Below are 21,911 nucleotides of genomic sequence, written 5' to 3' on the forward strand. Positions count from 1 at the left end.
CGGCATGGATGAACCTCTCGTCCGGCCCCGGTCGCTGACCCGCGAGGCCGCCGAACTGCGCGCCGGTGATCCACCGTTGACCGAGCACGTCGAGCGACTGTGCGCCCGCATCGAGCGGATCGACCCGCTGATCCGCGCCTTCGTCCCCGAGCCGGGGCGGCACGACCGGCTGCACGCCGAGGCCCGCGCGCTGGCCCGCAGGCACCCCGACCCGGACGACCGGCCGCCGCTGTACGCGGTCGCGGTCGGGATCAAGGACATCATCCACGTGGACGGGCTGCCCACCCACGCCGGATCCGCCCTGCCGCCGGGCGTGCTCGCCGGGCCGCAGGCCGTCGTCGTGGACCGGCTGCGGGCGGCCGGGGCGCTCGTGGCGGGCAAGACGGTGACCGCCGAGTTCGCCGCCAGCGCACCGGGCCCGACCCGCAATCCGCACCACCCCGGCCACACCCCGGGCGGGTCGAGCAGCGGTTCGGCGGCGGCGGTCGCGGCCGGTCTGGTGCCGCTCGCCGTGGGGACGCAGACGGTCGGCTCGGTGATCCGGCCCGCCGCGTACTGCGGGGTGGTGGGCTTCCGGCCGACGTACGGGCGGATCCCGATGGCCGGGGTGATCCCGAACGCGCCCACCTTCGACACCCTGGGCGTGTTCGCCTCGGACGTGGCGGGTGCGGCCCTGGCGGCATCGCTGCTCTGTGACGACTGGGACGGCCGGGTCGCCGAGAGCGTGCGGCGGTCGGCGGGTGTCGTCCGGAAGCCGCTGGTGCTCGGTGTGCCCGACCGCCGGTACCTGGAACGGGCCGGGGCCGAGGCGCTGCGGGCGTACGACGCGCAGGTGGAGCGTTTCGAGGCCGCCGGGATGACGGTGTGCCGGCTGGACTTCGGGATCGAGTTCGAGGAGATCGTCCGGCAGTTGCAGACGATCAACCGCTTCGAGCTCGCCCGCAGCCACGCCGACTGGTTCACCCGCTTCGGCTCCCTCTACCGCCCGGAGACGGTGGCGAGCATCCGACAGGGCCAGGGCATCGCGGAGGAGGACCGCGAGGCCGCGCTCCAGGCGCGCGAGCACCTGCGCGAGCTGGTCACCGGGGCCATGGACGCGTGCGCGGTGGACCTCTGGCTGGCTCCGTCCGCCATCGGCGGGGCGCCGAAGGGCCTGCACAGCACCGGGGACGCGGTGATGTCGCTGCCGTGGAGCTACTTGGGCATGCCCGCGGTCAACCTGCCCGCAGGACGGACGGCGGACGGGCTGCCGCTGGGCCTCCAACTCGTCGGCACGGCTGGGCGTGACGAGGACCTGCTGGCTCACGCGGCCCTGCTGGAGCCGGAATTGAAGGGGTCCTAGGCGAATGCGCTGGACCGGAGCGGGATCATCCGGGTCGGTCGCCTCGGCGCGCTGCGCCCCGAGGCGCGTGGGGTCCACCGGGAGGGCGGCGACCCGGCACCGGCGGGGGCGCCGCTGACGGTGTCCGAGCCGGTCCCGGCCGGGTCGGAGAGCCGCGGGCCGGACCGTGCGTTCCGCGAGCGCCTTCCGCGGGACGACGCCCACGGGCCGTTCGAGTGTGCGCCGGCGCTGCTCGGCCGCGACCCGGCCTGGACGCCCTGAGGACGTCCAGGCCGGTCAGCCCCGCTGCCGCTCGGGGCCGCGCTCCTCGTCGGGGAAACGAGGCCCGCCGATCAGGAAGAACAATGCGGCGGTCGGAAAGCCGAGCCCGGCGGCCAGCACCACGATGAACTGCCAGAACATGTCCCGCTCCTCGTCGCCCGGGAGTCGTCGGGTGTCGGGGTCGGGGCCGCCAGGCCTGGGCCGTCGCTCCGGACTCGGCGGCCCGGACTCGGCGGCCCGGAGCCGTCAGTCCCGGGTCCGGCCCGTCACCCGAAGGTGGACCCCAAACCCGACCGGCCCTGATTGGCCGGATTATTCACTCGGTATCCGACGGTATGGCCGGATTGCCCCGGCTGCCACCGGGCGGCGGGCGCCCCGAGGGCCCCGGCCCGAGCCACACCGGCGCAGGGGGCTGGGCGCGGGCCGGGGGAGGCGGCCACACTGTCGGGATGCAGCTACAGCTCGCAGGGGAAGCACGGCGGCCCGGCCGCGAGAGCGAGGACTTCGCGGCGGCTTCGCCGGAAGCGCTGGTACTGCTGGACGGTGCGAGCTCACCGGCCGGTCTGGAGTCCGGCTGTCGGCACGGGACCGCCTGGTACGTCCGCCGGCTGGGCGTGCACCTGCTCGCCCGGCTCACCGACCGGGTGGACCGCTCGATCGCCGAGTGCCTGGCCGACGCCATCGTCGAGACGGCCGCGCTGCACGGTGGCCGGTGCGACCTCGCCCACCGGAACACGCCCGCCGCGATGGTCGTGGCCGCCCGGCGGCACGGCGAGTCGCTGGAGTACCTGGTGCTCGGCGACTCGCTGCTGGTGCTGGAGTTCAAGGACGGCCCGCCGCGGGTGATCGGGGACAACCAGCGCTTCCCCGGCGGCGAGGGCCTGCGCCGGCAGATATGGCAGACCGTGCCCGGCTCCGTCGAACGGGCCGCGCTGCACCTGGAGTACGCGCTCGCCGTCCGCGCCGCGCGCAACACCGGCAACGGCCCGTGGATCGCGGCGGCGAGCCCGCGCGCGGCCGAGCACGCCGAGACGGGTTTCGTCCGGCTGGAGCGCCTGCGCGCGCTGGCGGCCCTGACCGACGGCGCCTCGCGCTACACCGAGCGCTTCGGCCTGGGCAGTTGGGCGGACGCCCTGCGGCTGCTCGCCGAGTCGGGCCCGGGCGAGCTGATCGCCCAGGTCCGCGAGGTCGAGCGCGCGGACGCCGCCTGTGAGCGGTGGCCGCGCGGCAAGGCGCACGACGACGCCTCGGCCGTCTACGCGCTGCTGTAGCTGCGGCAGACGGCCGAGGCGTCGTCGAGACGGGACGGTCAGTCGACCGGGTGGCCGAACCGGCCGGACTGGTAGTCCCGCATGGCCTGCTCCAGTTCGCGGTGGCTGTTCATCACGAACGGCCCGTACCAGGCGACCGGCTCCCGGATCGGCTGCCCGCCCAGGATGATCACGTCCAGGTTGGGGTGCCGGGACTCCTGCCTGGCGTCGGCGGCGATGGTGATGGTGTCGCCCTCGCCGAACACCGCGGCCTGCCCGGTGCGGATCGGCCGGCGCTCGGCGCCGATCGTGCCGTCGCCGTTCAGGACGTACACCAGCGCGTTGAAGTCCGGCTTCCACGGCAGGGTGACCTGCGCGCCCGGGGTGATGGTGGCGTGCAGCAGGGTGATCGGGGTGTGGGTGACGCCCGGGCCCTGGTACCCGCCCAGCTCGCCCGCGATCAGCCGCAGGACCGCGCCGCCGTCCGGGGTGGACAGCAGCTTGACGTGGCCGCCGTGGATGTCCTGGTAGCGCGGGGTGGTCATCTTGTCGGACGCCGGGAGGTTGACCCACAGCTGGATGCCGTGGAACAGGCCGCCGGACAGCACCAGCGACTCCGGCGGGGTCTCGATGTGGAGGATGCCGGAGCCGGCCGTCATCCACTGGGTGTCGCCGCCGCCGAGGTGGCCGCCGCCGCCGTGCGAGTCCTTGTGGATGAACTCGCCGTCGATCAGATAGGTGACCGTCTCGAAGCCGCGGTGCGGGTGCCAGGGCGTGCCCTTGGGCTCGCCGGCGCCGTACTCCACCTCGCCCATCTGGTCCATCATGATGAACGGGTCGAGGTACTTGGTGTTGATCTTGGCGAAGGCGCGGCGCACCGGGAAGCCCTCGCCCTCGAAGCCCTCGGGCGCGGTGACCACGGTGACGACGGGCCGTGCACTCGTGGCGGCGGGGTCGGGGGTGGCGACGCGCGGCAGGGTCAGCGGGTTCTCGACGGTCACGGCGGGCATGTCGGCCTCCTTCGGGGGGTTCCTGGCCTACGCCCACGAGAGTAGTTCAATTCTCAACAAGTAGCAAGTTGAAATTTGAACTATGTGGCTGCGGAGAAGCGCGGGGCTCCTCTCTCGGGGTGGGTCGGCCGGGTGGATCGGCCGGGTGGGTCGGCGGGATGGATCAGCCGTACATGCGGCGCATGGTGAAGTCGACCATCTGCTCCACGGCCTTCGCGTCGAAGACCATCCGGTGCTCGCCCTCCATGTCCAGCGCGAAGCCGTAGCCGGTCGGCAGCAGGTCCAGGACCTCGGCGCCGGTCACGGTGAAGTGCTTGGAGTCCTTGCCGGCGTAGCGGCGCAGCTCCTTCAGCGAGCTGAACATCGGGATCACCGGCGTGGGCGTGTTGTGCAGTGCCAGGAAGCCGGGGCGGTCGCCGCGCGGGCAGTGCACCTTGGAGGTGATGAAGATCGCCTGGAAGTCCTCGACCGCCATCGACCCGGTGGTGAAGGCCCGGACGGCGTCCGCCAGGGACGGCGGGGAGGGCTCCGGGTAGAGCGACTGCTGGGGCGACTGCGACTGCGCGCCGTAGGCGTCGGGGCCGGGCATGCCGTTCATGCCCGGCTGCGGACCCGCCTGCTGCTGGTAGGGGTCGCCCGGGTATGCGTTCTGGTCATATCCGTACACACGGACAGGCTAGCGGGAGCGCACCCGCCCGCGCTGGCGTCGATCCTGACAAGGAGTCGTCGTCCCGGCTTGTGGGACGTGACCACGTTCATAGGGGATTCACCGCCGGGGGCTTGCCCAAGTTACCGCTGGGTAGCATCATGATGCCTACTGGTGGGTACGGGGCGCCCGAACGCGGCGGACTCCCGGAAGCGACGAACCGGAGAAAACGGCCATGGGTCACTACAAGTCCAACCTGCGGGACGTGGAGTTCAACCTCTTCGAGGTGTTCGGCCGCGAGCAGGTCTACGGCACCGGACCGTTCGCGGACATGGACGTCGAGACCGCGAAGAACATCCTGAGCGAGATCTCGCGCCTCGCCGAGAACGACCTCGCCGCGTCCTTCGTCGACGCCGACCGCAACCCGCCGGTCTTCGACCCGGAGACCAACACCGCCCCGATCCCGGCCACGTTCAAGAAGAGCTACCAGACCTTCATGGACGCCGAGTGGTGGCGCCTGGGCATCCCGGAGTCGATCGGCGGCCAGGTCACCCCGAACTCGCTGATCTGGGCCTTCGCCGAGCAGATCCTGGGCTCGAACCCGGCCATCTGGATGTACTCCTCCGGCCCGGCCTTCGCCGGCGTCATCGCCGAGGAGGGCACCGAGGAGCAGCTGGAGGTCGCCAAGCGGATGACCGACCGCCTGTGGGGCTCCACCATGGTCCTCACCGAGCCCGACGCGGGCTCCGACGTGGGCGCCGGCCGCACCAAGGCGATCAAGCAGGAGGACGGCTCCTGGCACATCGAGGGTGTGAAGCGCTTCATCACCTCGGGCGAGCACGACATGTCCGAGAACATCATCCACATGGTGCTGGCCCGCCCCGAGGGCGGCAAGCCCGGCACCAAGGGCCTGGGCCTGTTCATCGTCCCGAAGTTCGACTTCGACTGGGAGACCGGCGAGCTCGGCGAGCGCAACGGCGTCTACGCCACCAACGTCGAGCACAAGATGGGCCTCAAGGCCTCGAACACCTGCGAGATGACCTTCGGTGCCAAGCACCCGGCCAAGGGCTGGCTGCTCGGCGAGAAGGTCGACGGCATCCGCCAGATGTTCAAGATCATCGAGTTCGCCCGCATGATGGTCGGCACGAAGGCCATCGCCACCCTCTCCACCGGCTACCTGAACGCCCTGGAGTACGCCAAGGAGCGCGTGCAGGGCGCCGACATCTCGCAGTTCCTGGACAAGACCGCCCCGCGCGTCACCATCACCCACCACCCGGACGTGCGCCGCTCGCTGCTGACCCAGAAGGCCTACGCCGAGGGCATGCGCGCGCTGGTCCTGTTCACCGCGTCGGTCCAGGACGACATGATGGCCGCCAAGCTGCGCGGCGAGCACGACGAGGCCGCCGAGCGCCTCAACGACCTGCTCCTGCCGATCGTCAAGGGCTACGGCTCGGAGAAGTCCTACGAGCAGCTCGCCCAGTCCCTGCAGACCTTCGGTGGCTCCGGCTACCTGCAGGAGTACCCGATCGAGCAGTACATCCGCGACGCCAAGATCGACACCCTCTACGAGGGCACCACGGCGATCCAGGGCCAGGACTTCTTCTTCCGCAAGATCGTCAAGGACGGCGGCCAGGCGCTCACCGCGCTGTCCGAGCAGATCCAGAAGTTCCTCGGCTCGGCCGAGGGCGGCGACGCCCTGGCCGCCGAGCGCGAGCTGCTCGCCAAGGCCGCCGGCGACCTGGAGGCCATCGTCGGCAAGCTGCTGGCCGACCTCTCCTCGGTCGAGCAGGACGTCAAGAACATGTACAAGGTGGGCCTCAACACCACCCGCCTGCTGATGGTCTCCGGCGACGTCGTGGTCGGCTGGCTGCTGCTGCGCCAGGCCGCGGTGGCCCTGGCCAAGCTCGAAGCCGGCGCCTCGGAGAAGGACGTCCCGTTCTACCAGGGCAAGGTCGCGGCGGCCCGCTTCTTCGCCAAGAACGTCCTGCCGACCGTCGCCCCGCAGCGCCTGATCGCCGAGGGCATCGACAACGAGATCATGGAGCTGGCGGAGGAGGCCTTCTAAGGCCCCACCCACCGAAAGCCGCCTGACGAACCCTCACGTCGAAGGGCCCGGCCGACCGGCCGGGCCCTTCGACGTCGCCGCCGGCCGCCGGGCCCGCTCAACACGCCCATGCCCGCGGTGACTTCACTGCACCGACGTACCGTCGACCGGCCGCCGGGCCGGTCCGGGCCAGCCGGCCCGCCGTGCCCGGGTCGTCGTCGCGGGAGCCGGAGCCCCCGGCGGATGACCGTCTGCGACCAGGGGGGATCGCTGGGTGAACGATGGTGGGGGCGAAGGCACTTCACGGTTGTGTCTGTGTTTCGCATCCGTTGTGACGTTGCGAGTGCCCTGTCCGTGTACGGGCATATGCTCAGGGTGCGAAGCCGACCCCCATCCGGCTTCGGCCCTCCATCGACTCAGGAGCAGTATGTCGCCCGCCGCCCGACAGGCGTTCTTCGACCGGACGCACACCGATGATCTGATCGCGTTCCTCGGCACCTCGCCGTCCCCGTACCACGCGGTCGCGAGCGCCGCCGAGCGGCTGGAGAAGGCGGGCTTCCGGCAGGTCGCCGAGACGGACGCGTGGGACGCTGCGGCCGGTGGGCGCTACGTCATCCGCGGCGGCGCGCTCATCGCGTGGTACCTGCCCGAGAGCGCCGGGCCCGAGACGCCGTTCCGCGTGGTCGGGACGCACACCGACTCGCCGAACCTGCGGGTCAAGCCGGTGCCGGACACCGGCTCCGCGGGCTGGCGGCAGGTCGCGGTGGAGATCTACGGCGGCGTGCCGCTGAACACCTGGCTCGACCGGGACCTCGGCCTGTCCGGCCGGCTGACCCTGAAGGACGGCGGCTGGCGCCTGGTGCAGCTGGATGAGCCGCTGCTGCGCGTGCCGCAGCTGGCGATCCACCTGGATCGTCAGGTCAACGACGGCATGAAGCTCGACAAGCAGCGCCACCTCACCCCGATCTGGGGCCTCGGCCCGGTCGACGAGGGCGGCCTGATCTCCTACGTCGCCCAGCGGGCCGGCCTGGAGCCGGCCGACGTGGTCGGCTGGGACCTCATGACGCACGACGTCCAGCCCGCCTCCTACCTCGGCCGGGACCGCGAGCTGCTGGCCGGCCCGCGCCTGGACAACCTGCTGTCCGTGCACGCGGCCACCGCCGCGCTCGCCGCCGTCGCCACCGCCGAGGGTGCCGCCGACCTGCCGTACATCCCGGTGCTGGCGGCCTTCGACCACGAGGAGACCGGCAGCGAGTCGGACACCGGCGCGCAGAGCCCGCTGCTCGGCAACGTCCTGGACCGCACCGTCCACGCGCGCGGCGGCACCCCCGAGGACCGGGCCCGCGCGCTGGCCGGCACCGTCTGCCTCTCCTCGGACATGGGCCACGCCGTCCACCCGAACTACACCGAGCGGCACGAGCCGGGCCACCACCCGATGCCGAACGGCGGCCCGATCCTCAAGGTGAACGTCAACAACCGCTACGCGACGGACGGCGTCGGCCGGGCCGTGTTCGCGGCGGCCTGCGAGCGGGCCGGCGTGCCGTGGCAGACCTTCGTCTCCAACAACGCCATGCCCTGCGGCACGACGATCGGCCCGATCACCGCGGCCCGCCTCGGCATCAGGACGGTGGACTGCGGCATCGCGGCGCTGTCCATGCACTCGGCGCGCGAGCTGTGCGGTGCGGACGACCCGTACCTGCTGGCGAGCGCGATCAAGGCCTTCCTGGAGAGCTGAGCGGCGTGACGCGGAAGGGCCCGGCGGAGTCTGCGCCGGGCCCTTCCGCGTGGGGTGCCGTCGCTACTCCATGCCGGCGAGCACCAGTGGCAGGCGGCGGGCGCCGTCGGCGACCAGCTTCACCGGCACGCCCCAGTCCTGCTGGTGCACGTGGCAGGCCGGGAACTCGATCTCCGGGTCGTCGTCGCAGGACGCGGCCATCGCCGACACGTGCAGCACCCCCTCGGCGACCTCGTCGGACAGGACCAGCTCGCGCGAGAGGTCGGTGTCCGCGCCCGCGCCGGAGACCAGCAGCTCCGGCGGGGTGGAGCTGACCAGCAGCCGGGTGGAGGGGCCGTAGCGCTCGTCCAGCTTCTGGCCGCTCGGCGCGGAGAACACCACGTCCAGCCGGAACGGGCCCGGCGCGACCTCGGTGGCCGCGCGCTGGGTGCGGTGCGCGACCGACTCGACCCGCACCGCCTCCTCGGGCAGCCGCAGCCTGGTCAGCCGGTGCCGGGCCGACTCGACCACCACGATGTCCTCGTCCACCAGGACGGCCCCGGACGGCTCGCGCAGGTCGGTGGCCAGCGTGGTGACCTCGCCGGTCGCCGGGTCGAAGCGGCGCAGCGCGTGGTTGTAGGTGTCGGCGACGGCCACCGAGCCGTCCGGCAGCACGGTGACGCCGAGCGGGTGCTGGAACAGGGCCTGCCCGGCGGCGCCGTCGCGGTGGCCGAAGTCGAACAGGCCGGTGCCGACGGCCGTTTCGACCGTCCTGGTTTCACGTGAAACCCATCGCAGGGCGGAGGTCTCGGAGTCGGCGACCCAGAGCTTCTCGCCGTCCGCGCTGACCGCGAGCCCGGAGGGCTGGGCGAACCAGGCCTCACCGGCGGGCCCGTCCACCAGGCCCTCGTTGGTGGTTCCGGCCGCGACGCGGACCGTGCCGCCCGCCGGGTCGTACGCCCACAGCTGGTGCACGCCGGCCATGGCGATCCACACCTCGCCGTCGAACCAGGCGACGTCCCACGGCGAGGAGAGGTCCACCTCGCGGGCCGGGCCCTCGGTGGCCGAGCCCTGCCACCACTGGCGGCCGGTGCCGGCCAGGGTGGTGACGCTGCCGTCGGCCAGCCGGACGCCGCGCAGCGCGTGGTTGACGGTGTCGGCGACGACCACGTCGTAGTCGTACGGGTGGCCCTCGGGCAGCAGCGCGAGGCCCTGCGGCTCGCTGAACCGGGGGCTGGTGCCGTCCACCAGGCCGCGCTGGCCGTCGCCGATCCGGCGGACCACCGTCTCGCCGTCCTCGGCCAGCTCGACCAGCGAGTGGTGGCCGGAGTCGGCGACCAGGAAGTGGCCGTTGCCGAGGCGCACCGCCTTGCCGGGGAACTTGAGGTCCCCGGCGGTCGGCTCCGGCGCCACGTACGGGCCGTCGCCGCGGCGCAGCGTGCCCTTGGCGGCGTGCTCCTCCTCCAGTTCCTCGACCAGCCGCGCGATCGCGTGCGCGTGGCCCTCGCCGGCGTGCTGGGCGACGACGTACCCCTCGGGGTCGATCACCACGAGCGTCGGCCAGGCGCGCACGGCGTACTGCTTCCACGTGGCGAGCGCCGGGTCGTCCAGGACCGGGTGGTGCACCTCGTACCGTGCGACGGCATCGACGACGGCCTGGTGGTCGGCCTCGTGCACGAACTTGGGCGAGTGCACGCCGACGATCACCACGGTGTCGCGGTGCTTCTCCTCCAGCTCGCGCAGTTCGTCGAGGACGTGGAGGCAGTTGATGCAGCAGAAGGTCCAGAAGTCCAGTACCAAAATGCGACCTCGGAAGTCCGCCAGGGAGAGTTCCTTGCCGCCGGTGTTCAGCCAACCGCCTGCGCCGACCAGCTCGGGGGCGCGTACTCGTGCACGAGATGCCATGGCTGTATCCAACCTCATGGGTGGGGGTGGCATTCCGGGGCGGCGCCTGCGGGGCTGTCGGGGGTGGGGGCGGGCAGGGTGTTCAGGAGGACGGGCCGAAGCAGGCCTGCCAGCGGGTTTCGCCGTCCTGGTGCTCGGTGGTCGGGGTGAGGCCGAGGGTGCGGGCCGCGGTTGCGGAGGCGTGGTGGTCGGGGTGGATGTGGGCCGTCACGGTGGTGATGCCGGCGGCGATGAGGTGGGCGAGCAGGGTGCGGGCGGCCTCGGCGGCGAGGCCGCGGCCCTGCCAGGGCGTTCCGAGCACCCAGGCCAGCTCGGCGGTGTCCCGGCGGACCGTCGCCTGGACGTAGCCGGCGAGGCGGCCGTCGGCGTGCAGCCGCAGCGCCCAGTTGCCCCAGGTCTCGGCCGGGTCGGGGGAGCCGGCGGCGAGCCGGGCGTAGCGGGCGCGCAGGGCGTCGGCGGTGGCCGGGGTGCCGCCGGTGAAGGTGTGCAGGGCCGGGTCGGCGAGGGCGGCGGCCATCTCCTCGGCGTGCTCGGGCCGCAGCGGGACGAGGTCGAGGCGTTCGCCGCGCAGGGTGGCGGTGGTGTCGGGGTGCACGGGTCCGTTCGGGCCTTTCGGTTGTGGGGTCGTCCCGCCGAGCACGTCGTGGCGCCTTCCGGTTGATGGAGCGCAGGCCGGCGCTCGGCGGCGGTGACGAGGGCCTGGCCGGCGTGGTCGGCCTGCTGCGGCGCTGAGGCCCGGCCGGTACCGTACCGGCATGGCTGACCTTGAAGAACGCGCCAACGTCGTCGCGTCCGGTTCTCGGCAGGCCGGGGCAGGGGTGCCGGTCCGCCGGCGCCGCGGCACGGACCTCGCCGACTGCGTCCGGCTGCTGGGCGATGTCCGCGCCGCCGACGGCTACCCGACCGACTGGCCCGAGCGGCCCTCCGCCTGGCTCACCCCCGAGGGGCTCCTCGCCGCCTGGGTGGCCGAGTCGGACGAGCGCACCCTCGGGCACATCGCCCTCTCCCGCAGCGCCCCCGGGGACGCCGCCCCCGTGCTGTGGGGCCACCGCACCGGCGCCCGGCCCGAACTCACCGCCGTGGTGAACCGGTTGTTCGTCGCCCCCGCCGCGCGCGGGCGGGGTGTCGGGGCGCGCCTGCTGGCGAACGCCGTGACGCACGCGCGTGCCCTCGGCCTGCACCCGGTCCTCGACGTCCTCGCCACCGACGCGGGCGCGGTGGCCTGCTACCGGCGTCTCGGCTGGACGTGGCTGGGCAGCGTCGACCAGCAGTGGGACGGCGGGCGCACCGTCGTCGTCCAGTGCTTCGCGGCGCCGAGGGAACCCTGAGCAGCCCCGCGGGGAGCCCGTCGCACCGGCTCCCCGCAGGTGCGCGTCAGCCCGCGGAGCGGTCCGCGGCGGGGCGGCGGCGCAGGGCGGGAGTGGTGAGCGCGGGCGGCTGCCAGGCGCCGTCGGCCTGGTAGAGGTTGGCGCCGGGCGGGACGATCGCGTCGATGCGGTCGAGGGTGGCGTCGTCGAGGACGAGGTCGGCGCCGTTGAGGGCCGATTCGAGCTGTGCCATCGTGCGCGGGCCGAGGATCACCGAGGTGACGGCCGGGTGGGCCAGCGGGAAGGCGACGGCCAGCTCGGGGAGCGTGCGGCCGAGGTCGTCGGCGAGCGCGGTGAAGGCCTCGACGGCGTCCAGCTTGGCCTGGGTGAGCGGGAGTGCCGGGTCGAAGCGGCCCGGGTTGATGGCGGCGCGGCCCCGGGTGAGGTCGATCGCCCGCCCCTTGCGGTAGCGGCCGGTGAGGAAGCCGCCGGCCAGCGGGCCCCAGGTGAGTGCGCCCATGCCGAGCTTCTGGACGGTGGGCAGCACGTTCGCCTCGATGCCGCGGGCGAGCAGCGAGTACGGCGGCTGCTCGGTGCGCAGGCGCGGGAGGCCGCGGCGTTCGGCGACGTGGTGCGCGTCGACGATCTGCTCGGCGGGGAAGGTCGAGCAGCCGAAGGCGCGGATCTTGCCGGCCCGGACGAGGTCGTCGAGGGCGGAGAGGGTCTCCTCGATGTCGGTGGTGTGGTCCGGCCGGTGCACCTGGTACAGGTCGATCCGGTCGGTGCGCAGCCGCCGCAGGCTCTCCTCGACCTCCCGGACGATCCAGCGCCGCGAGTTGCCGCCCCGGTTGCGGCCCTCGCCCATCGGGAAGTGCACCTTGGTGGCGAGCACGATGTCGTCCCGGTCGCCGCGGGCGGCCAGTGCCTTGCCGACGATCTCCTCGGACTCGCCGGCCGAGTAGATGTCGGCGGTGTCGACGAAGTTGATGCCGCGGTCGAGGGCGGTGTGGATGATCCGGATGCAGTCGTCGTGGTCGGGATTGCCGATCGCGCCGAACATCATGGTGCCGAGGCAGTAGGCGCTGACTTCGATGCCGGTGCCGCCGAGGACGCGGTAGCGCATGGTGGTTCTCCCCCGAAGGTCTTGGGTGTCCCGTTCGTTGCGTCAGAGGCTAGGAGTTGGAGTGCGCTCCAACGCAAGCGCCACGGATCCCCCGGCGGGGGGAGCGGGCTCGTCGTGGCGGAGGAGGTCGGGGCCGGGGTGTGCGCGCGAGTGTTGGGGCATGACGAGGAACGGGTGGGGAGTGGCCGGTTGGGGCATCGCCTATGCCGCGTACGGGACGGGCTGTGCGCTGGGCGGAACGCCGCTGTTCGGGGCCTCCTGGCTGGGCTGGGTGGTCGCCGGAGTGGGGGCCGCGGCGGTGCCGGCCGGAGTGGCGGCGGCCCGGGGCGGGCCGGGGCCCGGGCTGCGGGCGGTGCTGTGGGCGCTGGCGGTGCCCACGGCGGCGGCGGCCTGGGGGCTGCTCATGGACCTGCTGCAGTTGCTGACCGGGGAGGGCGTGGACAGCGGGCCGGGGGCGGTGCACCGCACGCTGTCGGCGGTCGGCGCCGTGCTGCTGGCGGCCGCCGCGCGCGTACGGTCGTCCGGTGCGACGCGGGAGGCGGCTCCCTCCGAGGCCCCGGCCGCCGTCCAACTCGCCGCCTGGGCAGGCACCTTGGCGTTCGTTCCGTACGTCGTGATGAAGCTGAACTGGTCATTCGGCGGCAGCTTCGCCGGGATCGACGGCGCCGGGATGCGGGCGGTGAACGAGCGCAACGGCGCCTCCGGGCTCTGGCTCACCCTGGAGGACTGGGGGCTCGACGCCACCGCGCTGATGGCCCTGCTCGGGGTGTTCCTGCTGTGGGGCCTGGTCCGGCCGTGGGGGCAGGTCTTCCCGCGGTGGACCCTGGCGCTGCGCGGGCGCCGGGTGCCGCGCTGGCTGCCGCTCACCCCCGCGCTGATCGGGTCGGGCACGCTCGCGCCGTACGGGCTGATCGGGCTGGGGTACCTGACGCTGTGCACGGCCGGCGTGACGACGATCCGGGCGGGCGACGAACCGACTCCGGACGACGCGCTGATGGTGGGCTGGGTCGGGATGAGCGGGTTCGCCGTGTACGGGGTGACGCTGGCGGTGGCCGCCCGGTCGTACTGGCGGCGGACGGGCGGCTGAGGCCGGGTCCGCGACCGGGCCGGATTTGCAGGAACGGCAACAAAGCTTGCCGGTCCGGCGGGGCCGGCCGCAGCCTGGCAGTGGAGGCGACCGCCATGAGCGAGGTGAACGCGACCGCCCGGCCCGAGGGCGACCGCCACGACGTGGTCGTGGCCGACCCGCGGGCGCAGGCCGCCGCCGCGCCCGCCTGAGCGGGGAGGCTCCCTCCCGTACGCCCGCACCGCCGAACGACCCGACGACCACGATCGGAGAACCCGCATGTCCGGCCACCACCATCACCACCGCGCCGAGGGCCACGACCACGTCCCCGCCGCCGACTTCGACTGGGACGCGCTCGCCGCCCACCTGGAACGGGAGGCCGAGCTGAAGGCCCCCGCCGTCACCGCGGCCGCCCACTGGCTGCGCGAGCTGCCCGGCGGGGGCGAGGTCCGCCGGATGCTCGACGTCGGCAGCGGCCCGGGCGTGCTCGCCGGGCTGCTCGCCGACGCCTTCCCGGCCGCCGAGGTGGTCGCGGTCGACCAGTCGGCCGCCCTGCTGGAGCGCGCCCGCACCCGCTCCGGCGGCCGGCTGAAGACCCAACAGGCCGACCTGCCCGAGGAGTTCGGCAAGCTCGGCGAGGCCGACCTGATCTGGTCCGCGAACGCGATCCACCACCTCGGCGACCAGCAGACCGCGCTCACCGCCCTCGCCGGCCTGCTGCGCCCCGGCGGGGTGTTGGCCGTCGCCGAGCGCGGACTGCCGCTGCGCTACCTGCCGCGCGACTTCGGCCTCGGCCGGGCCGGCTTCCAGGCCCGCCTGGACGCGGCCCACGAGGACGGCTTCAGCACGATGCGCGCCGAACTCCCGGGCGCCACCGCGCAGATCGAGGACTGGCCGGCCATGCTCACCCGCGCGGGCCTGACCCCGGCCGGCACCCGGACCTTCCTGATCGACCACCCGGCCCCGCTCGCCGCCCCCGCCCGCGAGCACCTCCACGCCCAGCTCGCCCGCCTGCACGACCAGCTCGCCGATCACCTGGACCCGCAGGACGCCGCCACGCTGGCCGCCCTCCTCGACGAGGACGCTCCCACCGGGATCCTGCACCGCCCGGACGCGTTCTACCTGTCCGCGATGACCGTCCACACCGCCCGCGCGCTCCCCGCCTGACGGGCCCCGGAGCCCCCGGGGGGGTGGGACGTCGGCGGTACCCCGGGGGCGCCGGTCCGCCACGGGCCGGGCCGGGCCGGTACCGTCGCCGCATGACAGCCAACGAGCACGGGTTCGTCGTCGTGACGACCACCCACGCGACCGAGGACCTGGCCCGGGCCCTGGCGTCCGCCGCCGTCCGCGAGCGGCTGGCCGCGTGCGCGCAGGTGTACCCGGTCCGGTCCGTCTACTGGTGGGAGGGCGAGGTCCAGGACGCCGAGGAGTGGCGGATCGACCTCAAGACCAGGGCCGAACTCGCCGACCGGCTGGGCGCGTTCCTCACCGGGCGGCACGAGTACGAGACGCCCGAGGTGGTCGCCGTCCCGGTGGTCGCGGGCAGCCCCGGCTACCTCGCGTGGGTCACCGCCGAGACGGCCACCTCCTAGCCGTTCACGCCGGCTCGCCGCCGAAGCGGGCCGTCCAGGCCGCCAGGTCCTCGTCGGTGATCTTGGCGAACAGCACCGGCGGCACCGTGAACGCCGTCCCGGCCGGCACCAGGTCGAGCGCCCGCGCCTCCTGCGGGGCCACCCAGCGCCGGGAAGCCGCCGGGGCGTCGTCCGCCAGCGCGAACGCGCCGCGCATCGCCGCCGCGGCGGTCGGGATGAACGGCTCCGACACCACCGCGTACAGGTGGATCAGGTTCATCGCCGTGCGCAGCGTCAGCGCCGCCGCGTCCGGGTCGGTCTTCACCTGGAGCCACGGTGCCTTCTCGTCCAGGTACGCGTTGCCGGCGCTCCACAGCGCCCGCAGACCCTGCGCCGCCTTGCGGAAGTTGAGCGCGTCGAGCTGCGCCTCGTACTCGGCGAGCAGGTCGGCGACCTGCGCCCCGAGCCGCTGTTCGGCCTCGCCGGGCGCGTGCCCGCCGGGGACGTCGTCGCCGAAGCGCTTGCGGCTGAAGGACAGCACCCGGTTGACGAAGTTGCCGAGGGTGTCGGCGAGGTCCTTGTTGACGACGGCGGCGAAGAGGTCCCAGGTGAAGCTGGAGTCGTCCGACTCGGGCGCGTGAGCCATCAGGAAGTAGCGCCAGTAGTCGGACGGCAGCAGCTCCAGGGCGACGTCGGTGAAGATGCCGCGCTTCTGGCTGGTGGAGAACTTCCCGCCGTAGTACGTCAGCCAGTTGAAGGCCTTGACGTAGTCGACCTTCTTCCACGGGCGGCGCGAGCCGAGGATCGTCGCCGGGAACATCACCGTGTGGAACGGGACGTTGTCCTTGGCCATGAACTCGGTGTAGCGGACGGTGTCGTCGGCCTCGTACCACCAGGACTTCCAGTCCCGCAGCTGCCCGGCCGGGGCCGCGTCCGCCCACTCCTTGGTGGCGCCGATGTACTCGATCGGCGCGTCGAACCAGACGTAGAACACCTTGCCCTCGGCGGCCAGCTCCGGCCACACGTCGGCCGGCACCGGGACGCCCCACTCCAGGTCACGGGTGATCGAGCGGTCCTGCAGGCCCTCGGTGAGCCACTTGCGGGCGATCGAGGAGGCGAGCACCGGCCAGTCGTCGGCGTGGGTCGAGATCCACTCCTCGACCTCCTCGGTCAGCTTCGACTGGAGCAGGAACAGGTGCCTGGTCTCCCGCACCTCCAGGTCGGAGCTGCCGCTGATGGCCGAGCGCGGCTCCAGCAGGTCGGTCGGGTCCAGCACGCGCGTGCAGTTCTCGCACTGGTCGCCGCGGGCCTTGTCGTAGCCGCAGTGCGGGCAGGTGCCGACGATGTAGCGGTCCGGCAGGAAGCGCCCGTCGGCGTTGGAGTACACCTGGCGGATCGCGCGCTCCTCGATGAAGCCGTTGCGCTGGAGCTCGCGGGCGATCTCCTGGGTGATCTCCCGGTTCTGCGGCGACGAGCTGCGGCCGAAGTGGTCGAACGAGAGCTCGAAGCCGTCGTACACCGCCCGCTGCGCCTCGTGCGCCCGCGCGCAGAACTCGGCGACCGGCAGCCCGGCCTCCTGCGCGGCGAGCTCGGCGGGCGTGCCGTGCTCGTCCGTCGCGCAGATGTACAGCACCTCGTGGCCGCGCTGGCGCAGGTAGCGGGAGTAGACGTCCGCCGGGAGCATGGACCCGACCATGTTCCCCAGGTGCTTGATCCCGTTGATGTAGGGAAGGGCGCTGGTGATCAGGTGCCGAGCCATCCTGGGATGCTCCGATTTCTCCCGCACGCGCACCCCGCCCGGGGTGCCGTGCCAGGCGCAGGGTTCCACTGTGGGTGCCAAAGCCTACCGTCGCCGGTGGGCTCCGGACGTGGATTAAAGCCCGCTGAAGTCGCCGTAGCGGTCGAACTCCCCGGCCTTCACGCCGCGCACGAAGGCCGCCCACTTGCGCGGCGTGGTGCGGACGACGACCTCGGCGCTCTCGGACTCGCGGATCTCCACCAGCCCGTCGGCGGTGCGGATCTCGACGCACTCGTTGGCCTCGGCGCTCGCCGACGACTTCTGCCAGTCGTTCATGCGGGGACTGTCTTCACTATGGTCCGGATGAACTCCCTGGATTCGTCCGGCCCGAGCGCGACCGCCTCGGTCTCCGCCCTGATCCCGCGGTAGGTGCGCAGATCGGCGTCGCCGTGCACGAACTTCGGGCCCTGGGAGAGGTCGATCTGGACGGTGTCCAGCTCGGGCACCGGCCCGCAGGCGAGGTACATGCTCTCGCCGGAACCCGGAAAGGTGTCCACGCTGAACGGGATCGCCCGGATCTCCACCCCGGGCCGCTCGGAGTCCTCCAGCAGGCTGCGCAACTGCTCCTGCAGCACGACGGGGCCGCCGAACTGCATGCGCAGCGCGGATTCGTGGACGAAAGCGGTGTACGGCTTCGGCCGTTCGACCAGGACGCGCTGGCGCTGGATCCGGAACGCCGTGCGCACGTCGGTCTCGTGCCGGGGCAGCGGCGGGCGCAGGCGCGCGAACACGGCGTTGGCGTAGGCCGGGGTCTGGAGCAGTCCGGGGATGAAACTGGTGTGCAGGATGGTGAGCGACTCGGCGTGGTGCTCCATCTCCGCGATGTCGATGATCCCGCTCGGGATGCGCCCGCGGTAGCCGTCCCACCAGTACTTGCGGCGGTCCTGCGTCATCGCGAGCAGCGCGTCGAGGTACGGGCCCTCCGTGAGGCCGCAGGTGCGCGCCCAGACCCGGAGCCGTACGGCGCTGATGCCGGACTTCCCGTTCTCCATCTGCGAGATCTTGGGCAGGTCGGTGCCCAGGGTGGCGGCCAGGTTCTTGGGCGTCACGCCCACGCGTTCGCGCATCTTGCGCAGCTCGATGCCAAGACGCTGCTGGCGCACGGTCGGCGACAAGCGGGGTGGCATGACTCTCTTCTCCGGGTCGCGGGGGTCCGTCGATGCTTCCGGTGAAGTGTGCCGCGCAGACCGGACCCTAGCTACCGAAACGGGGGATACCCCACGATGGAGTGAACGTCTGCTCTCTCGGTAGCAAGTCTTGCACCTCGACCCCCTATGGTCGATGCCGAGTCACCCGCCGACCGGTCGTAGCTCACGGACCGTCAATCAGCCGTAGACGCACGCCAGATGCATGGTCGACAGGCTCGCCATCACCGACCGGAGACCACCATGCCGCTTCCGTCGCCCCTTCGTCGTTCCCGATGCGTTCCGGTAAGCCGGTGAACGCTCTCATCGTCGCCGGGCTGTCGCTCCTCCTGCTCGCCGTGCTGTTCGTCGGCTGGCTGGTCTGGCTGGTCAACGTCCAGCCCGGGGAACCCCGTTCGGCGAAGCAGGAGTTCGCCGCGCGACATTCCCGCTCCGCCGACGAGAACTGACGGCCGGCTCCTTCCGGTCAGACGTCGGCGACGAAGTGGTCGAACTCCCCGGCCTGGACGCCGAGGAGGAAGGCCTCCCACTTCTCCGGGGTGGTGCGGACGACGACCCCGCTGCCGTCCGACTCGCGGATCTCGACCACGCCGTCGACGAACCGCACCTCCAGGCACTCGCCGGACGGGTCGCTCGTGGAAGGCCGTTGCCAGTCGGTCATGGTGGCTCCTCGGAGGAAGGCTCGGATCTCCGCTCCAGCTTGCCACCATCCGCCGTCGTCAGCCGCGGGCGAGCCGTTCGACGAGCCGGGCCTCGGCCGCGGGCCACTCGTCGGCGAGCATCGAGAAGTAGGCGGTGTCCCGCCAGACGCCGTCGGCGCGCAGGCGGTCGCGGCGGAACGTGCCCTCGTACCGGGCGCCGAGCCGCAGGACCGCGTTGCGGGAGCGGTCGTTGAGCGCGTCGGTCTTCCAGAAGACCCGGCCCATGCCCAGCTCGCCGAAGGCGTACCGCAGGAGCAGCAGCTTCGACTCGGTGTTGATTCCCGTGCGCCACACCGAGCGCGCGTACCAGGTGCCGCCGATCTCGACCAGTTCGTGGGTCGCGCTGAAGGCGTAGAAGCCGGTGATGCCGACGGCCCGGCCGCTCGCCAGGTCGACGACGGCGAACTTCACCGCCGTGCCGGCCGCCACCTCCTCGATGCGGTGGTCGACGATCCTGCCCAGCTCCTCCTCGCTCTGCGGCGGGAGGAAGGGGATCCAGCGCCAGACGTCCGGGTCGGGGCCGACGGTGGCCCAGAGGTCGGGGACGTGGTGGCGTCCGAGGGGCTCCAGACGGACGTGGCGGCCGGTCAGGGTGACGGGCCCGGGCAGCTTCGCGGTCATGGTGCGAACGTAGCGGCGATCTGCACTAGATGCAATGAATTTATGCCATAGTGCAAAACTTCCGGGAAACGGAAGGGGCCCTGCGGGATCTCTCCCGCAGGGCCCCTCGGGCCGGACGATCCGGACGGCGGTCCGGAGCCGGCTCAGATGAACGAGTTGATCTGGATCGTCTCGTCGCGGCCGGGGCCGACGCCGATGGCGGAGATCGGCGCGCCCGACATCTCCTCCAGCGCCTTCACGTAGGCCTGCGCGTTCTTCGGCAGCTCGGCGAAGGTCTTCGCCTTGCTGATGTCCTCGTTCCAGCCCGGCAGCGTCTCGTAGATCGGCTTGGCGTGGTGGAAGTCCGACTGGTTGTAGGGGAGCTCCTCGACCCGGCGGCCGTCGATCTCGTACGCGACGCAGACCGGGATCTGCTCCCAGCCCGTGAGGACGTCGAGCTTGGTGAGGAAGAAGTCGGTGAGGCCGTTGACCCGGGTCGCGTAGCGCGCGATGACGGCGTCGAACCAGCCGCAGCGGCGGTCGCGGCCGGTGGTCACGCCGCGCTCGCCGCCGATGCGGCGCAGCGCCTCGCCGTCCGCGTCGAACAGCTCGGTCGGGAACGGGCCGGAGCCGACACGGGTGGTGTAGGCCTTGAGGATGCCGATGACCCGGTCGATCTTGGTGGGGCCGATGCCGGCGCCGGTGCAGGCGCCGCCCGCGGTCGGGTTCGACGAGGTCACGAAGGGGTACGTGCCGTGGTCGACGTCGAGCAGGGTGCCCTGGCCGCCCTCCAGCAGGACGACCTTGTTCGCCTTGAGGGCCTCGTCCAGGACGAGGGTGGTGTCGGCGAGGAAGGGCCTGATCTTGTCCGCGTAGCCCAGGTACTCCTCGACGACCAGCTCGGCCGGGACGGCGCGGCGGTTGTAGAGCTTGACCAGGATCTGGTTCTTGTCGTGCAGCGCCGCCTCGACCTTCTGGCGCAGGATCGACTCGTCGAACAGGTCCTGGACCCGGATGCCGACGCGGTTGATCTTGTCCGCGTAGGTCGGGCCGATGCCGCGGCCGGTGGTGCCGATCCGGCGCTTGCCGAGGAAGCGCTCGGTGACCTTGTCCAGGGTGCGGTGGTAGGGCGTGATCAGGTGGGCGTTGCCCGAGACCAGCAGCTTGGAGGTGTCGATGCCGCGCTCGTTCAGGCCGCCCAGCTCTGACAGCAGCACGGCCGGGTCGATGACGACGCCGTTGCCGATCACCGGCGTCACGTTCGGGCTGAGGATGCCGGAAGGGAGCAGGTGCAGGGCATACTTCTGGTCGCCGATGACCACCGTGTGACCGGCGTTGTTGCCGCCCTGGTAGCGGACGACGTAGTCGACGGAGCCGCCGAGGAGGTCGGTCGCCTTCCCCTTGCCCTCGTCTCCCCACTGAGCGCCAACGAGCACGAGTGCCGGCACAGGCGTACACCCCTTCCGGTTGGGGCATCCTGCGTAGGCCGCAGTCTGCCCCGAGATAGACGAAGCCCCTGGCGCAGTAGCGCAAGGGGCTCTTGCACCGAGAGATTACCTGAGGAAGGACCGGTCGTGTCGTCCCTGTCCACGCCTGCAACCGGCGGCCCCGAGCCGCTCCTGCTGCTCCTCGACCCGGTGGCCCGGCAGACCGACGGGGAGTCGGTGCGGATCGCGAAGGACGTGCTCTGCGGGGGTGCGGACGTCAAGGTGGCGTACCCGGAGAGCACGTCCGAACTCGACCGGGTGCTTTCGCACCGGGGGCGGCGGCGACCGGTGGTGATCGGTTCTGATCTTGCTCTGCAGCGGGTGCTCCAAGCCCTGCACCGGCAGCGTGAGCTGGGCGCGGATCCGGTGGGCATGGTTCCGGTCGGCCGCTCGGAGGAACTGGCGGCGGCCCGCGCGCTCGGGGTGCCGGGCGAGCCGGTGCCGGCCGCGCGGGCGGTGCTGTCGGGTGCCCCGCGGAAGCTGGACCTGCTGGTGGACGACGGTGGCGGGGTCGCGCTGGGCGGGGTGCGGATCTCCGGTGCGGGCGGCCGGCGGCTGATCGGCCGTCCGGGCGGCTGGCGTTCGCTATGGGCGAAACTGGCTGCGGCTGAGCAGGGGAACGCACTCACCTTCGAGGCCACCGAGCAGAGCTCCCGGATCCGGGTCGAGGCCGACGGCCGGCTCCTCGCGGACGTCCACCGGCCGATCCGGCTGGTGCAGGTCTCGCTCCCCTCCGGAGTGTCGGACGGGACGGGCGTCATGGAGGTCGTCGTCCGCGCGTCCGGCGCCCTCGTGCGCGCCCGCGCCGCGAGCGTCTCGGTGGTCGGCCGCGGCTTCGGCTACGAGGCCGACGGCCACCCGGTCGGCCCGGTCCGCGCCCGCACCTGGACGGTGCACCCGGGCGCGTGGGGCCTGCTGCTCCCGGCGGCGTGAGGCGGGCG

The 21,911-nt window shown here is 72.6% G+C and carries 22 protein-coding genes; 10 read left to right on the forward strand and 12 right to left on the reverse strand.

Annotated features, from left to right (window positions below):
* Window positions 1-4: 4 nt before the first annotated feature.
* Entirely contained in the window at window positions 5-1,342 is a 1,338-nt protein-coding gene (locus tag ACWCXH_RS05180) for an amidase (RefSeq protein ID WP_449799936.1), read from the forward strand.
* Between the two features lie 276 nt (window positions 1,343-1,618).
* Here the strand turns inward: ACWCXH_RS05180 and ACWCXH_RS05185 are convergent, their stop codons facing one another.
* Complete coding sequence (locus ACWCXH_RS05185) at window positions 1,619-1,744, reverse strand: hypothetical protein (RefSeq protein WP_449799937.1); 126 nt, start codon at window positions 1,742-1,744, stop codon at window positions 1,619-1,621.
* Between the two features lie 308 nt (window positions 1,745-2,052).
* Between ACWCXH_RS05185 and ACWCXH_RS05190 the strand changes: the two genes are divergently transcribed.
* Entirely contained in the window at window positions 2,053-2,874 is an 822-nt protein-coding gene (locus tag ACWCXH_RS05190) for an integrase (RefSeq protein WP_449799938.1), read from the forward strand.
* 38 nt (window positions 2,875-2,912) lie between these two features.
* Here ACWCXH_RS05190 and ACWCXH_RS05195 read toward each other — a convergent pair whose 3' ends face one another.
* On the reverse strand, window positions 2,913-3,863 hold the full coding sequence (locus ACWCXH_RS05195) for a pirin family protein (RefSeq protein WP_449799939.1): 951 nt from the start codon (window positions 3,861-3,863) through the stop codon (window positions 2,913-2,915).
* A 163-nt stretch (window positions 3,864-4,026) separates the two neighbouring features.
* Entirely contained in the window at window positions 4,027-4,530 is a 504-nt protein-coding gene (locus ACWCXH_RS05200) for an SseB family protein (RefSeq protein ID WP_449799940.1), read from the reverse strand.
* A gap of 214 nt (window positions 4,531-4,744) precedes the next feature.
* On the opposite strand from ACWCXH_RS05200, the gene ACWCXH_RS05205 reads away from it, so the two are divergent.
* Together ACWCXH_RS05205 and ACWCXH_RS05210 are read left to right on the forward strand one after the other, a co-directional pair.
* Complete coding sequence (locus ACWCXH_RS05205) at window positions 4,745-6,574, forward strand: acyl-CoA dehydrogenase (RefSeq protein ID WP_449799941.1); 1,830 nt, start codon at window positions 4,745-4,747, stop codon at window positions 6,572-6,574.
* 406 nt (window positions 6,575-6,980) lie between these two features.
* Window positions 6,981-8,288: a M18 family aminopeptidase gene (locus ACWCXH_RS05210; protein WP_449799942.1), complete on the forward strand. Its 1,308-nt coding sequence runs from the start codon at window positions 6,981-6,983 to the stop codon at window positions 8,286-8,288.
* Window positions 8,289-8,351: 63 nt separating this feature from the next.
* Here ACWCXH_RS05210 and ACWCXH_RS05215 read toward each other — a convergent pair whose 3' ends face one another.
* Both ACWCXH_RS05215 and ACWCXH_RS05220 read right to left on the reverse strand, forming a co-directional pair.
* Window positions 8,352-10,172, reverse strand: a complete 1,821-nt coding sequence (locus ACWCXH_RS05215) for an NHL domain-containing thioredoxin family protein (protein ID WP_449799943.1) — start codon at window positions 10,170-10,172, stop codon at window positions 8,352-8,354.
* 82 nt (window positions 10,173-10,254) lie between these two features.
* Window positions 10,255-10,767: a GNAT family N-acetyltransferase gene (locus ACWCXH_RS05220; RefSeq protein WP_449799944.1), complete on the reverse strand. Its 513-nt coding sequence runs from the start codon at window positions 10,765-10,767 to the stop codon at window positions 10,255-10,257.
* A gap of 160 nt (window positions 10,768-10,927) precedes the next feature.
* Between ACWCXH_RS05220 and ACWCXH_RS05225 the strand changes: the two genes are divergently transcribed.
* Entirely contained in the window at window positions 10,928-11,500 is a 573-nt protein-coding gene (locus tag ACWCXH_RS05225) for a GNAT family N-acetyltransferase (protein WP_449799945.1), read from the forward strand.
* Between the two features lie 46 nt (window positions 11,501-11,546).
* Here ACWCXH_RS05225 and ACWCXH_RS05230 read toward each other — a convergent pair whose 3' ends face one another.
* On the reverse strand, window positions 11,547-12,602 hold the full coding sequence (locus ACWCXH_RS05230; protein WP_449799946.1) for an aldo/keto reductase: 1,056 nt from the start codon (window positions 12,600-12,602) through the stop codon (window positions 11,547-11,549).
* A 160-nt stretch (window positions 12,603-12,762) separates the two neighbouring features.
* Here ACWCXH_RS05230 and ACWCXH_RS05235 point away from each other — a divergent pair, with 160 nt between their 5' ends.
* The 3 genes from ACWCXH_RS05235 to cutA all read left to right on the forward strand — a co-directional run bounded on the left by ACWCXH_RS05235 (window position 12,763) and on the right by cutA (window position 15,260).
* Window positions 12,763-13,689, forward strand: coding sequence for a hypothetical protein (locus ACWCXH_RS05235; protein ID WP_449799947.1), 927 nt, complete (start codon window positions 12,763-12,765; stop codon window positions 13,687-13,689).
* Window positions 13,690-13,947: 258 nt separating this feature from the next.
* Window positions 13,948-14,835 (forward strand): class I SAM-dependent methyltransferase, encoded by an 888-nt coding sequence (locus tag ACWCXH_RS05240; protein ID WP_449799948.1) that lies wholly within the window; start codon window positions 13,948-13,950, stop codon window positions 14,833-14,835.
* Window positions 14,836-14,927: 92 nt separating this feature from the next.
* Window positions 14,928-15,260, forward strand: coding sequence for a divalent-cation tolerance protein CutA (gene cutA, locus ACWCXH_RS05245; RefSeq protein ID WP_449799949.1), 333 nt, complete (start codon window positions 14,928-14,930; stop codon window positions 15,258-15,260).
* A gap of 4 nt (window positions 15,261-15,264) precedes the next feature.
* Here the strand turns inward: cutA and metG are convergent, their stop codons facing one another.
* The 3 genes from metG to ACWCXH_RS05260 form a co-directional block, all read right to left on the reverse strand.
* The gene (gene metG / locus ACWCXH_RS05250) at window positions 15,265-16,998 is read right to left on the reverse strand and encodes a methionine--tRNA ligase (RefSeq protein ID WP_449799950.1); all 1,734 of its coding nucleotides are present in this window, start codon (window positions 16,996-16,998) and stop codon (window positions 15,265-15,267) included.
* Between the two features lie 114 nt (window positions 16,999-17,112).
* Entirely contained in the window at window positions 17,113-17,313 is a 201-nt protein-coding gene (locus ACWCXH_RS05255) for a DUF397 domain-containing protein (protein WP_449799951.1), read from the reverse strand.
* Window positions 17,310-18,164: a helix-turn-helix domain-containing protein gene (locus ACWCXH_RS05260; RefSeq protein WP_449799952.1), complete on the reverse strand. Its 855-nt coding sequence runs from the start codon at window positions 18,162-18,164 to the stop codon at window positions 17,310-17,312. Before ACWCXH_RS05260 ends, ACWCXH_RS05255 begins: the two co-directional genes overlap by 4 nt.
* A gap of 311 nt (window positions 18,165-18,475) precedes the next feature.
* On the opposite strand from ACWCXH_RS05260, the gene ACWCXH_RS05265 reads away from it, so the two are divergent.
* Complete coding sequence (locus ACWCXH_RS05265; protein WP_449799953.1) at window positions 18,476-18,631, forward strand: hypothetical protein; 156 nt, start codon at window positions 18,476-18,478, stop codon at window positions 18,629-18,631.
* 17 nt (window positions 18,632-18,648) lie between these two features.
* Here ACWCXH_RS05265 and ACWCXH_RS05270 read toward each other — a convergent pair whose 3' ends face one another.
* From ACWCXH_RS05270 to ACWCXH_RS05280, 3 genes are all read right to left on the reverse strand, one after another.
* A complete protein-coding gene (locus tag ACWCXH_RS05270) occupies window positions 18,649-18,843 on the reverse strand; it encodes a DUF397 domain-containing protein (RefSeq protein ID WP_449799954.1) in 195 nt (64 codons plus the stop codon).
* A gap of 58 nt (window positions 18,844-18,901) precedes the next feature.
* Window positions 18,902-19,504 (reverse strand): GNAT family N-acetyltransferase, encoded by a 603-nt coding sequence (locus ACWCXH_RS05275; RefSeq protein ID WP_449799955.1) that lies wholly within the window; start codon window positions 19,502-19,504, stop codon window positions 18,902-18,904.
* 143 nt (window positions 19,505-19,647) lie between these two features.
* The gene (locus ACWCXH_RS05280) at window positions 19,648-20,931 is read right to left on the reverse strand and encodes an adenylosuccinate synthase (protein WP_449799956.1); all 1,284 of its coding nucleotides are present in this window, start codon (window positions 20,929-20,931) and stop codon (window positions 19,648-19,650) included.
* 126 nt (window positions 20,932-21,057) lie between these two features.
* Here ACWCXH_RS05280 and ACWCXH_RS05285 point away from each other — a divergent pair, with 126 nt between their 5' ends.
* Complete coding sequence (locus ACWCXH_RS05285; RefSeq protein ID WP_449799957.1) at window positions 21,058-21,903, forward strand: diacylglycerol kinase; 846 nt, start codon at window positions 21,058-21,060, stop codon at window positions 21,901-21,903.
* The last annotated feature ends 8 nt before the right edge of the window (window positions 21,904-21,911 follow it).

The organism is Kitasatospora sp. NPDC001660 (assembly GCF_053596725.1).

Excerpts from the sequence above, each read along its gene's own strand:
- ACWCXH_RS05180 (WP_449799936.1), top strand. The coding sequence starts at position 5 with ATGGATGAACCTCTCGTCCGGCCCCGGTCGCTGACCCGCGAGGCCGCC.
- ACWCXH_RS05185 (WP_449799937.1), bottom strand. The coding sequence starts at position 1,744 with ATGTTCTGGCAGTTCATCGTGGTGCTGGCCGCCGGGCTCGGCTTTCCG.
- ACWCXH_RS05190 (WP_449799938.1), top strand. The coding sequence starts at position 2,053 with ATGCAGCTACAGCTCGCAGGGGAAGCACGGCGGCCCGGCCGCGAGAGC.
- ACWCXH_RS05195 (WP_449799939.1), bottom strand. The coding sequence starts at position 3,863 with ATGCCCGCCGTGACCGTCGAGAACCCGCTGACCCTGCCGCGCGTCGCC.
- ACWCXH_RS05205 (WP_449799941.1), top strand. The coding sequence starts at position 4,745 with ATGGGTCACTACAAGTCCAACCTGCGGGACGTGGAGTTCAACCTCTTC.
- ACWCXH_RS05210 (WP_449799942.1), top strand. The coding sequence starts at position 6,981 with ATGTCGCCCGCCGCCCGACAGGCGTTCTTCGACCGGACGCACACCGAT.
- ACWCXH_RS05215 (WP_449799943.1), bottom strand. The coding sequence starts at position 10,172 with ATGGCATCTCGTGCACGAGTACGCGCCCCCGAGCTGGTCGGCGCAGGC.
- ACWCXH_RS05225 (WP_449799945.1), top strand. The coding sequence starts at position 10,928 with ATGGCTGACCTTGAAGAACGCGCCAACGTCGTCGCGTCCGGTTCTCGG.
- ACWCXH_RS05230 (WP_449799946.1), bottom strand. The coding sequence starts at position 12,602 with ATGCGCTACCGCGTCCTCGGCGGCACCGGCATCGAAGTCAGCGCCTAC.
- ACWCXH_RS05235 (WP_449799947.1), top strand. The coding sequence starts at position 12,763 with ATGACGAGGAACGGGTGGGGAGTGGCCGGTTGGGGCATCGCCTATGCC.
- ACWCXH_RS05240 (WP_449799948.1), top strand. The coding sequence starts at position 13,948 with ATGTCCGGCCACCACCATCACCACCGCGCCGAGGGCCACGACCACGTC.
- cutA (WP_449799949.1), top strand. The coding sequence starts at position 14,928 with ATGACAGCCAACGAGCACGGGTTCGTCGTCGTGACGACCACCCACGCG.
- metG (WP_449799950.1), bottom strand. The coding sequence starts at position 16,998 with ATGGCTCGGCACCTGATCACCAGCGCCCTTCCCTACATCAACGGGATC.
- ACWCXH_RS05255 (WP_449799951.1), bottom strand. The coding sequence starts at position 17,313 with ATGAACGACTGGCAGAAGTCGTCGGCGAGCGCCGAGGCCAACGAGTGC.
- ACWCXH_RS05260 (WP_449799952.1), bottom strand. The coding sequence starts at position 18,164 with ATGCCACCCCGCTTGTCGCCGACCGTGCGCCAGCAGCGTCTTGGCATC.
- ACWCXH_RS05270 (WP_449799954.1), bottom strand. The coding sequence starts at position 18,843 with ATGACCGACTGGCAACGGCCTTCCACGAGCGACCCGTCCGGCGAGTGC.
- ACWCXH_RS05275 (WP_449799955.1), bottom strand. The coding sequence starts at position 19,504 with ATGACCGCGAAGCTGCCCGGGCCCGTCACCCTGACCGGCCGCCACGTC.